The organism is Kitasatospora sp. NPDC057198 (assembly GCF_042670125.1).
GTDB lineage: Bacteria > Actinomycetota > Actinomycetes > Streptomycetales > Streptomycetaceae > Kitasatospora.
This window is the reverse complement of sequence record NZ_JBHUWH010000438.1, coordinates 1-6,561: the sequence shown is the minus strand read 5'-3', so window position 1 is coordinate 6,561 and position 6,561 is coordinate 1. Positions and strand designations below refer to the sequence as shown.

Annotated in this window: 8 protein-coding genes; 4 read left to right on the top strand and 4 right to left on the bottom strand. The window is 76.1% G+C overall.

Annotated features, from left to right (window positions below; translation table 11 throughout):
- Positions 1–2: 2 nt before the first annotated feature.
- Positions 3–392 carry a sortase-dependent protein gene (locus ACFUEL_RS32455; protein ID WP_380240609.1) on the bottom strand — a complete coding sequence of 130 codons (390 nt, stop codon included), beginning with the start codon at positions 390–392 and terminating at the stop codon, positions 3–5.
- Positions 393–840: 448 nt separating this feature from the next.
- Between ACFUEL_RS32455 and ACFUEL_RS32450 the strand changes: the two genes are divergently transcribed.
- Entirely contained in the window at positions 841–1,326 is a 486-nt protein-coding gene (locus ACFUEL_RS32450) for a hypothetical protein (protein ID WP_380240607.1), read from the top strand.
- Here ACFUEL_RS32450 and ACFUEL_RS32445 read toward each other — a convergent pair.
- Together ACFUEL_RS32445 and ACFUEL_RS32440 are read right to left on the bottom strand one after the other, a co-directional pair.
- Positions 1,295–1,531: a DUF2277 domain-containing protein gene (locus ACFUEL_RS32445; RefSeq protein WP_033218265.1), complete on the bottom strand. Its 237-nt coding sequence runs from the start codon at positions 1,529–1,531 to the stop codon at positions 1,295–1,297. The genes ACFUEL_RS32450 and ACFUEL_RS32445 overlap by 32 nt on opposite strands.
- A gap of 35 nt (positions 1,532–1,566) precedes the next feature.
- Entirely contained in the window at positions 1,567–2,553 is a 987-nt protein-coding gene (locus tag ACFUEL_RS32440) for an Lrp/AsnC family transcriptional regulator (RefSeq protein ID WP_380240605.1), read from the bottom strand.
- A 103-nt stretch (positions 2,554–2,656) separates the two neighbouring features.
- Here ACFUEL_RS32440 and ACFUEL_RS32435 point away from each other — a divergent pair, with 103 nt between their 5' ends.
- Together ACFUEL_RS32435 and ACFUEL_RS32430 are read left to right on the top strand one after the other, a co-directional pair.
- Positions 2,657–3,433, top strand: a complete 777-nt coding sequence (locus ACFUEL_RS32435) for an inositol monophosphatase family protein (RefSeq protein ID WP_380240611.1) — start codon at positions 2,657–2,659, stop codon at positions 3,431–3,433.
- 61 nt (positions 3,434–3,494) lie between these two features.
- On the top strand, positions 3,495–4,292 hold the full coding sequence (locus ACFUEL_RS32430) for a DUF1963 domain-containing protein (RefSeq protein ID WP_380240603.1): 798 nt from the start codon (positions 3,495–3,497) through the stop codon (positions 4,290–4,292).
- A gap of 7 nt (positions 4,293–4,299) precedes the next feature.
- Here ACFUEL_RS32430 and ACFUEL_RS32425 read toward each other — a convergent pair whose 3' ends face one another.
- The gene (locus tag ACFUEL_RS32425) at positions 4,300–4,959 is read right to left on the bottom strand and encodes a 4'-phosphopantetheinyl transferase family protein (protein WP_380240601.1); all 660 of its coding nucleotides are present in this window, start codon (positions 4,957–4,959) and stop codon (positions 4,300–4,302) included.
- A gap of 178 nt (positions 4,960–5,137) precedes the next feature.
- Between ACFUEL_RS32425 and ACFUEL_RS32420 the strand changes: the two genes are divergently transcribed.
- Entirely contained in the window at positions 5,138–6,520 is a 1,383-nt protein-coding gene (locus tag ACFUEL_RS32420) for a choice-of-anchor A family protein (RefSeq protein WP_380240600.1), read from the top strand.
- The last annotated feature ends 41 nt before the right edge of the window (positions 6,521–6,561 follow it).

Here is a 6,561-nt window from a genome sequence, read left to right as displayed (position 1 = left end):
GACTAGGCCCGGTCGCCGGCACGGCGCCGGACGGCGAACAGGCCGATCCCGGCCGCCCCGGCCACCGCCAGCCCGGCCCCGAGCACCAGCCCGGTCGCCGAACCGCGGTCGGCCACCCCCTCACCGGTCTGCGCACCGCCCTTGGGCAGCGGGGCGCCCGCCTTCGCGGCGGACGTCGGCGAGGCCGACACCAGGGCGGTGGGGGAGACCGAGGGGGACGGCTTGGCCGGAGCCGGGCCGGTCGACTCGGTCGTGGCCGGGCTGGTCGGGGAGGCCGACGGGGAGGCGGTGTCGGCGAACGCGACGGCGCCCGGCAGCGCGAGCACACCGGCGGCGAGGGCCGGGACCAGCGCGAGCCGTGCCGTCCGGCGGACGGAAGTGGTACCTGACATCGGGGATCCTCCGATCACTCGTCACCCGCGGCCGGGCGGCCACGGGTCGACGGCGCCCACGCTAGGAAGCCCGCCACTCGGCGAACCGCCGGTCGGGTAACGGTCACCGCCCGGCTCCGTAACAGTCCGCAGGGAAACTGCCAGGCAGGCGAAGGGGGGGAATCAGGGGCCCGGGTACGAACGGCGGGGGGCGAAATCAGGGGCCCGGGGAACGGCGGGTCCGTGCTGCTGGTGGCCGGAGCCCATCGAAGTGTCCGTGCTGCTGCGTGCCGTAACAGAACCGGAAGCCGATGCGCGCTCCGGCAGTGCACCGTCAGCAGACTGGGCCTCGCCGTTCCCCGAGCCCCTGGCGGTGCTCTCCGGCGGTGCTCCCTGACGGGGGCCTGCATAAGCGCTGCTAGCGTGACGGACGTCGAGGTTCCGTTGTGGTGGAAGGGTCGCGCCGGCGATGGCCAAGTTCCTGCTGAGTCTGCACCTGCTGGTCGTGGCGCTGTGCATCGGTCCGGTCGCGGTGGCGGTGAGCATGTTCCCGCGCAAGGCGAAGGCCGCCCTCGCGGCGGGCCCGGAGCAGCCGGCCGCGCAGGTCTCGGTGCGGCTGCTGCACCGGATCAGCAACGTGTACGCGCTGATCGGCCTGGGCGTCCCGCTGCTGGGCATCGGCACCGCGCAGGCGATGGGCGTGCTGGGCAACGCCTGGCTGGTCACCTCGATCGTGCTGACGGCCGTCGCGGCGGGCGTGCTGCTGCTGTTCGTGCTGCCCGGTCAGCAGGCGACCCTCGACGCGCTGGACGCGACCGAGGACCGGGACGCCGAAACGGCCCGCGCCACCGGCAAGTTGAAGATGCTGCCGATGACGGCGGGCGTGTTCAACCTGCTGTGGGCGGTCGTCCTGGTGCTGATGGTCATCCGGCCGGGGTCGACGAACGGGGCGTGACCCCGCGCACCTCGATCGAGGCGAGGAGCTGGGCGGTGGCGGCCGCGACGGCGGCCACCGCCGCGTCGAACGCCTCGCGGTTGTGCGCGGCGGGCGCCCGGAACCCGGAGATCTTGCGGACGTACTGCAGGGCCGCCGCGTGCACGTCCTCGGGGGTGGCGTCGGGCGTCATCGGCGGGCGGAGCGTCTTGATGCTTCGGCACATGCCCCCAGTCTGCCGCGCCCCGCTGACAGCGGCCCTCAGCCGGGCAGTTGGCGCAGCCGGGCCCCGGCCCGTTTGACCGCGCGGGCCACCACCGCGGTCTCCACCCGCCGCACCCCGAGCGGGCCCAGCACCTCGGTCTGGAACCGGTAGAGCGCCGCGTGGTCGGGGCAGAACACGGCGGCCATCAGGTTGTTCGGCCCGCTGGTGGCCAGCACCCCGTGCACCTGCGGGTGCCGGGCCAGCGCCTCGCCGGTCGCGGCGAGCCGCCCGGGTTCGACGTCCAGCCACAGGTTGGCGTCCACGGCGGCGCCGAGCAGCCGCGGGTCCACGCTGACGTGGGTGCGCAGCAGGCCGGCCGCGGCGAGCCGGCGCAGCCGGCGGCGGACGGTCGACTCGGGCACCGCCAGGGCGGCGGCCAGCGCGGCGTGCGGGCGGCGGGCGTCGGCGCCCAGCGCGTCCAGCAGCCGGTGGTCGAGCGGGTCCGGGGCGGGCGGCGGGTCGGCCGGGACGGGCGGCGGCGGGGCGAGCGCGGCCTCCTGGGCGGCGGTCAGCGCGCCGCAGCGCCAGGCGGAGGCGTCCGCGAACAGGTGCAGCACGGCGTGCGCGGTGGACTCCAGCACCGCGTCGGTGGCCGGCAGCAGCCCGCGCAGCAGCCGGTCGCGGGCGGCGGCGTCGCCCAGCACCACCGCCGACACCTCCTGCCCGCCGAGCATCACGTCGACGAACGGGACCTCCGCCCGCGCGGCCAGCGCCAGCGCGATCGCGTCCGTCCGCCCGCGCAGCACCCGCACCCGCAGCAGCAGCGCGCCGAGCGCGGCGGCCCGGGTGTCCGGCATCCGCACCACCCGGACGGCGCCGGTGCCCAGCAGCCGCCCGAGCCGCCGGGTCACCGTCCGCGCCGACACGCCCAGCACCTCGGCGATCCGCCCCGGCTCGGCCCGGCCGTCCACCTGGAGGGCGTGCACCAGCCGCCGGTCCAGCGCGTCCAGCACGCTGGCGGGATCCGTCGTCTCGGTGTCCATGCCGTCCGATCTCCGCCACTTCCGGCCCGGGGACGTCCCGGACCGCCGCCCCGACGGTACTCCTCGACCACCACCGGAATACAGGAGGACCACCGTGCAGGAGATGCTGGACGCCGTCGAACGGGCCGTGCGCGAGGTCGGCCGCGACCTGGCCGGCCGGCAGGCCGCCGAACCGCTCGCCGCCGCCACCCCCGAACGGGCGCGCGCCGCCTTCGACGCGCTCGACCGGCCCGCCGCCGCTCTGCTGCGCGAACGGCTCACCGCGCTGCGCCCGCGGGCCGGTTGGCTGGACGACGAGTGGGCGCGCGAGGTGCCCGGGGACGGCGAGTGGTGGCTGTGCGACGCCACCGACGGGGCGGTGCAGTACCTGAGCGCCCTCCCGCAGTGGGCCGTCACCGCGACGCTGCTGCGCGACGGCGCCCCCGTGCTGGCGGTGGTGCACGCCCCGCTCGCCGGGGCCACGTACGCCGCGGCGGCCGGCGGCGGCACCCGGCTGGACGGCCGCCGCTGCGCGCCCCGCCCGCGCACCCTGGCCACCGCCCTGGTCGCGACCTCCCAGCCGCCGCGGATCGCCCGCGACCCGCAGGCGCTGCGTGCCGCCGGGGCCTCGCTGGCCGCCGTCCTGCCGCACGTCCCGGCGGTCCGCAACCTCGGGCCGACCGCCCTGCAGGCCGCCCAGGTCGGCTCCGGCCACCTCACCGCGTTCTGGCAGTACGGCGCGGACCCGGCCAACCTGCTGCCCGGCGCCCTGCTGGCGGCCGAGGCCGGGGCGGTGGTCAGCGACGTGCGGGGCGCGCCGTGGACCCCGGCCGCGCCGTCCTTCCTGGCCGCCGCCCCCGGCGTGCACGCCCAACTCGTGGGCCTGCTGCGGCCGGTGTGACCGTTCGGCCCGGAACCGTCGGCGGCCCGGTCCGTCGGCGGCTCCTGGGAGGATGCGGGGCATGGAGTTTCGTGATGCGGAGGAGCTGCGGCGGGTCTGCGCCGAGCGGTTGGGGGAGCGGGCCGGAGCGCAGTTCGCGCGGCTGGCGCGGCGCGGGTTCCGGCTGGAGGCCGCCACGGAGGACGCGCCGCCGACCGGCCGCTGCCGGCTCGGCGGGGCGGCGCTGCTCGAACCGGGCACGGCCTGGCCCGCGGTGGAGGGCGTGCCGCTGTCCCTGCACGCGGTCCTGGACACCGACGCGCTCGCCCCCTGGCTCGGCGCCGAACTGCCGGTGCGGCCGGGCCTGTTGAACTTCTTCTACCTCGACCCGGAGATCCCGTACGAGGAGTTCCGCGAGCTCGGCAGGTCCGAGGCCCCGCACTTCCGGGTGCTGGCCGCCGACCCCGGCCGGGCGGTCGAGGTGCCCGCGCCCACCCCGGCCCGGCGCTACCCGGCCCGGCCGGTCCACGCGGTCGGGTCGGTGATGCTGCCGGACTGCTGGGACGTCGAGGACGGCGACTTCGAGTACGACCGGGACGCGCACTGGGGTGCGCAGGAGGTGGTCCTTCTCGGGATGGACGGTCACGACGGGAACACCGCCGGGCGGCACTGCGCGTTCGGCTGGCCGGATACCTCGTACAGCACTTCGGTGACCCGCCGGGACGCCGACGGGCCGCTGGTCAACCTGCTCCAGCTCGCCGCCGACGGGGAGTTCAACTGGGGCTGGGGCGACAACGGGTCGATCTACTTCGGCATCCCGGCGGCGGCCTACGCGGCGGGCGACTTCGACCGGGTCGAGTGGGAGGGGCGCTGCTGCTGAACCGCCCTCACAGCTCCAGCAGTTGCACCGGCACCGTCGCGGCGGCGGTGAACACGGCGGTGGCGGTGGCGATTTCGAGGTAGTGCAGGTCGCCGTCCCGGTGGGCGGCGGGCGGGTCGATCGGGAGGTGCGAGAGGTCGAGTTCGGCGAGGCTGTCGAGGGTGGTGCGGCCGAGCTTGATCAGGGCCTCCTTGCGCACCCACAGCCTCAGGAACGCGGCGGTGGGGTCGGCGTGGCCCCGGACCAGCGCGGCCTCGGCGGGGGTGAGGACGTGCCTGAGGGCGGTCGGGTCGTCGTGCCGCGGGCCGAGGTGCTCGACGTCGACGCCGACCGGGACGGGGGCGGCCGCGGCGGCGATCACGCCGTTGGTGTGGGAGAGGCTCAGGTGGGTTCCGGGCCGGTCGGTCAGGTACGGGCGGCCGTGGACGCCGCTGCCGCAGCCGGGGCACCGCTGGCCGAAGGCGATCGCGGCCGGGTCGGTGCCCAGGTGCGCGGCGGCGCAGTACCGGACCAGCAGGTGGGCCGCGAGGTAGTCGTCGCGGTCGGTGTCCCGCCGGAAGCGCCCCAGGCGCTCGCGCTCGTACCCGGTGAGCAGCCGCTCGTCGGCGTCCGGGCGGGCGAGCACCTCGGCGGTGCTGGCGAGCATGGCGAACGGGGGGTTCGGCACGGTTCTCCCTTCCCGGGGCCGGCGGATCCGCCGACGGGCTCAGTGACGCGAGATCAAAATAGTCCGTTCGAATGATTTTCCGGCGGGTCGGTGTCCCACTGGGCGAGACGGCCGGGCGGTTCCCCTTTGCTGGCGAGGTCTGCTGTCTGCTGACCAACCGTCAACGAGAGGGGTGTCCGTGCGACACGGCGTCCGTGGCAAGAACCCGCTGCTCCGCCTCGCTGTAGTGGCGGCACTCGCCGCCACCCCGCTGATCACCCTGGCCTCGGTCGGCCAGGCCGACCAACTGGCCCCGCCGCTCGGCCCGTGCGTGGGCACCTGCCCGAACCCGTTCCCGAACCCGCCGAACAACGGCGACTTCGCGGGCAGCGACAGCACGATCAACATCTACGTCGGCGGCAACTACACGGTGGGGGGGCGGGCCGCGGAGGCGGAGGGGAAGATCGTCACGGTCAAGGACCTGACGATCGCCAAGGACGGCGGCGGCCTGTTCAACACGGGCGTGGTCGGCGTGGGCTCCCGCGTCCCCCCGCCGCAGGGCACCGACTTCGTGACGGTCGGCGGCGCGGTGGACGTCCGACCGGGCAACGAGCTGGCGGTCGGCGGCGTGGACTCGACCGGCACCCGCTGGGGCAACCTGGTCTACGGCACCGACCAGAGCGGCCAGATCACGATGGCGCCCACCGGCACGGTGCGCCGGGACCCGGCGGCGATCGACGCCTTCACCGGCCTGACCCCGGTCATCGAGGGCCACTCGGCGTGCATGGCGCAGCAGACGGCCACCGGCCAGCTGACGGTGGACACCAACCTCTACACCTTCACCGGCGACGGCGTCAGCATGCGGCAGGTCTTCAACGTCGACCGGAACATCGGCAGCGCGTCCGCGGCCGCCGACATCGTCTTCGCCGGGATCCCGGCCGGTGCGACGGTGATCGTCAACATGGTCGGGCCGGACCCGGTGCTGATCCGCACCAACACCGGCACCGGCATCCCCGGCGACCAGCTGACCGACATGCAGCCGCTGCTGATGTGGAACATCCCGAACGCGGCCGCCGCCACGATCAGCGGCGGCGCCCAGTTCCAGGGCTCGATCATGGCGGGCAACCCGGACGGCACCGTCACCGTGGCCGTCCCGGGCACCAACGGCCGGGTCTACCTGGCGGGCAACCTGGTGCAGGAGGGTACCAGCGGCACCGAGCTGCACGCCTACCCGTTCAACGGCGACCTGCCGGAGTGCGGCGAGAGCCCTTCGCCGTCCCCGTCGCCGAGCCCGAGCCCGTCGCCGTCGCCGTCCCCGTCGCCGAGCCCGAGCCCGTCGCCGAGCGAGAGCACCAGCCCGCCGCCGTCGCCGTCGCCGAGCGAGAGCAGCAGCAGCCCGGTTCCGTCGCCGAGCCCGAGCACCCCCCGGCCGACCGGCTCCCGCTCGCCGCACCCGCGCCCGCTGCCGGACACCGGCGGCGGTGACCTGGTCGCCCCGGCGGCCGGGGCCGCCGCGCTGCTGCTGGGCCTGGGCGGCGGCGTGATCGCGCTGGCCCGCCGCGTCCGGGGCCGCCACCACTGAGAGCGCCGGTAGGCGGACGGCCGGGGCCCGCGGGCCCCGGC

Excerpts from the sequence above, each read along its gene's own strand:
- ACFUEL_RS32455 (WP_380240609.1), bottom strand. The coding sequence starts at position 392 with ATGTCAGGTACCACTTCCGTCCGCCGGACGGCACGGCTCGCGCTGGTC.
- ACFUEL_RS32450 (WP_380240607.1), top strand. The coding sequence starts at position 841 with ATGGCCAAGTTCCTGCTGAGTCTGCACCTGCTGGTCGTGGCGCTGTGC.
- ACFUEL_RS32445 (WP_033218265.1), bottom strand. The coding sequence starts at position 1,531 with ATGTGCCGAAGCATCAAGACGCTCCGCCCGCCGATGACGCCCGACGCC.
- ACFUEL_RS32440 (WP_380240605.1), bottom strand. The coding sequence starts at position 2,553 with ATGGACACCGAGACGACGGATCCCGCCAGCGTGCTGGACGCGCTGGAC.
- ACFUEL_RS32435 (WP_380240611.1), top strand. The coding sequence starts at position 2,657 with ATGCTGGACGCCGTCGAACGGGCCGTGCGCGAGGTCGGCCGCGACCTG.
- ACFUEL_RS32430 (WP_380240603.1), top strand. The coding sequence starts at position 3,495 with ATGGAGTTTCGTGATGCGGAGGAGCTGCGGCGGGTCTGCGCCGAGCGG.